At 69.3% G+C, this 3,063-nt stretch carries 3 protein-coding genes; 1 reads left to right on the top strand and 2 read right to left on the bottom strand.

The features are described 5' to 3' along the window. Positions 1-247 precede the first annotated feature (247 nt). Positions 248-907, bottom strand: coding sequence for a glutathione S-transferase family protein (locus VF697_RS14325; protein ID WP_331095268.1), 660 nt, complete (start codon positions 905-907; stop codon positions 248-250). 179 nt (positions 908-1,086) lie between these two features. Here VF697_RS14325 and VF697_RS14320 point away from each other — a divergent pair, with 179 nt between their 5' ends. Next, the gene (locus VF697_RS14320) at positions 1,087-1,512 is read left to right on the top strand and encodes a DoxX family protein (protein WP_331095266.1); all 426 of its coding nucleotides are present in this window, start codon (positions 1,087-1,089) and stop codon (positions 1,510-1,512) included. Between the two features lie 45 nt (positions 1,513-1,557). Here VF697_RS14320 and VF697_RS14315 read toward each other — a convergent pair whose 3' ends face one another. Then, positions 1,558-2,901 carry a sensor histidine kinase gene (locus VF697_RS14315; protein ID WP_331095264.1) on the bottom strand — a complete coding sequence of 448 codons (1,344 nt, stop codon included), beginning with the start codon at positions 2,899-2,901 and terminating at the stop codon, positions 1,558-1,560. Positions 2,902-3,063: the final 162 nt, after the last annotated feature.

The following is a 3,063-nucleotide window of genomic DNA, read 5'->3' as shown; positions in this document are numbered from 1 at the left end:
GCGCTGTCGCCATTCTTGCAGTGCAAACACCAAGCCACACTGTCCAGGACCCCGGTGTCCTCAGAAGCTCCTCTCACGGGGGAGCCGAACGCGGCGTCAGCGAGGGACTGACACGTCGATCCCACCGGGCCTGATCGGACGGATTGAAGTGCTCCGAGCAGCCGGTGGAGCCTCCGCGGGGCCGACCGTCATGTCCGCGCAGGTTGCGCCCGATGCGGATTCGGGCGCGACACGGACTCGGCCACCTTCAGTCGCGCTCTGGTGCGCCGAGCGGAAAGAGTGAGCGATAGGGCCGCGCCTCGTCCACCGCCCGCGCGAAGGATGGCCGCGCCAGCAACCGCCGTCGATAGGCACGGACGTTCGCGAACGCCTCGCCTATCGGGTGGGCCCAGTCGGCATAGAGCAGCGCCGGCGCGGCGGCGCAGTCGGCGAGGCTGAAGGCGTCGCCCGCGGCCCATTCACGCCCGGCCATCGCGCCGTCGAGCCAGCGATAGGCGGTATCGAGCATGGCCCGCGCTTCGGCAACCCCTTGACGGTCGCGATTCTCCGCCGCGCGGATGCTGTCGAACACGAGCTTCTGCATCGGCGTCATGACATAGTTGTCGAAGAAGCGGTCCATCATCCGCACGTCGAGCGCGACGCGCGCCTCCTCGGGGACGAGCCGCACCGGCCCGGGATGATGGAGCCCGAGATGCTCGATGATGATGCTCGTCTCCACCACCGTGCGACCGTCGTCCACGAGCACCGGGATGCGTTTGAGCGGCCACAGCGATTCGAGCTCGACCGCGACCTTTTCATCGTCGAACGCGAGCATCCGGAACTCAAAGCGTGTGTCGTTCTCGTAAAGCGCGATCAACACCTTCTGGCAATAGGAAGAGAAGGGGTGGGCATAGAGCCTCAGCGTCATGGCGGTTCCTTTCGGTCTCAATGCCATCTCGTACCATGACCCTCCAGGGGCATCCGGTTTAGACCCCATGGGCGAACAGGCGGGGCGAGGGCTGGTGGGGCAGCGCGACGGCTCGAGGCGTCGGTTCCCCGCGCCTTGGTGATTGACGGACGGGGTGGGTTCGTCGAGGAATCCCGGTCATGAACTCCGCGAACCTCTCCGCTCCCGCGCCTCACGCTTCGAAGGCGCTTCACATTGGCCTCTGGGTCGCCCAGGTCCTGCTCTTCCTCGCCTTCATGGGCGCGGGCGGCATGAAGCTGGTCACCCCTGCCGAGGAGCTTCTGAAGCTCGACCCGACCCAGCGGATCCCCCTGACGCGCTTCATCGGCGTGGTGGAGGTGCTCGGTGCGCTCGGGATGATCCTTCCCGCTGCGAGCCGTATCCGTCCCGGCCTGACGCCCCTGGCGGCTCTCGGCCTCTTCACCATCATGGTGCTCGCCAGCGGAGTTCACGTCATGAGGGGCGACATCGCGCAGGCCTTCCCCGTGGTGGGCAGCCTGGGCGCGCTGGCTGCGTTCGTCGCGTGGGGCCGCTGGAAGAAGGTCCCCATCGCTCCTCGTCGCTGAGAGGCACCGAGGGACTTTCTCGGGCGGCCGAGGCCAGACGGGTGCTCACGCCGCCGAGGCGGTCTGGAGCACCTCCCTGAACGTGAGCACGAAGCGTGCGCCGCCCTCGGGCCGGTTTTCCGCGGTGAGCGTTCCTCCCGCGCGAGCGACGTACTCGTGGCAGAGCGCCAGTCCCAGTCCGGTGCCCTTTCCGGTCGGCTTGGTGGTGAAGAAGGGCTCGAAGATCCGTGGCAACACCTCCGGGGCCATTCCCACCCCGTTGTCCTCCACCTCCAGCCGGACCCCACCGTCCACCCGTCGGGCCCGGACCACGATGCGGGCCCGGCGCGGGGGCATCGCTTCCTCCACCGCATCCGCCGCGTTCAGCAACAGGTTCACCAGCACCTGCACCAGGTGCCGCTGCCCCAGGCGCACCGCTGGCAGCCCCGGAGTGACGTCCACCACCACCTCGCCCAGGCCGCGCAGGCGGACCGAGGCCAGCCGCCGGGCCTCCTCGATGGCCTCGGGTGGCGAGCCCTGCTCGGTGGGCGCGTCGCCCTCCCGGGCGAAGCGCCGCAGGTCCATGACGATCTGCTGGATGCGCAGCACCCCCTGCCGTGTCTCGTCCAGCAGCTCGCGCAGCTCTTCCTTGTCCGGAGGCCCCTGAGTGTCCAGCAGCTCCCGCTCGAGGTAGTGCAGGTTGGACTTCACGAAGGCCAGCGGATTGTTCACCTCATGGGCCACACCCGAGGCGAGCTGCCCCACCATCACCAGCCGCTCCATCTCGGCGCGCTCGCGCTCGGCGCGCAGCCGGAGGCGCTCGCTCTCGGCCAGCTGCTCCAGGGCGCTCAGCCGCTCCTCCTGCGCCAGCTTCTCCGCCTCCCGCAGCCGCCGGTAGGTGCGCCCGCCATAGAGGCCGAACGCCCCGATGCAGCCGAAGATGAGCACCTGGGGCAGGAAGGTGCGCGCGGGGACTCCCGCCAGGACGTTCAACACCCCCACCGCGCCCACCATCCCCCCGAGGGACACCAGCGTCGGCAGCCGGGAGTCCGGAGCGAACAGCGCGACGAGGAGGGGCGCGCAGGCGATCGTCACGAAGAAGGGGCTCGCCGGCCCGCCGGTGAAGTGGATGATGGTCGCCACCGCGGGGACGCACACCAGCGCGGCCAGGGTCCCCCCCACCCACGGTGCCACCCACCCCCTGCCCACGCCCACTCCGAGCAGCACGTAGCTCAGGCCCCAGAGCAGCTGCACGAGCGCCAACGTGGGGTTGAAGGTGCCGGAGAGCAGCAGGCGGACGAGGGGGATCGCCAGGATCGCAGCCGCGGAGACGAAGAAGATCCTCCGCTTGACTCGGAGCTGGGCCTGGAGCGCGGTGTTCTCTGCGAGCATCACGGTGAACGCTGCCACGTCGCGGTGGTACTCCCGCACGGTGACCCCCGGGAGGCCCCCCCAGGGGCATCCGGTTTAGAACACATGGGCGAACAGGCGGATAGACGGGCCCTGAATCGCGGCTCTTCGCGGGGAGACGCCTCGAGACCCTCCGAGGGCCCGTCAGCCCCGACGGCGCAT

The sequence above is a fragment of the Archangium sp. genome, from assembly GCF_036388035.1.
Taxonomy (GTDB): Bacteria; Myxococcota; Myxococcia; order Myxococcales; family Myxococcaceae; genus Archangium.
Note: the sequence above shows the minus strand (reverse complement) of the source record. Positions and strands in the feature narration are given on the sequence as shown.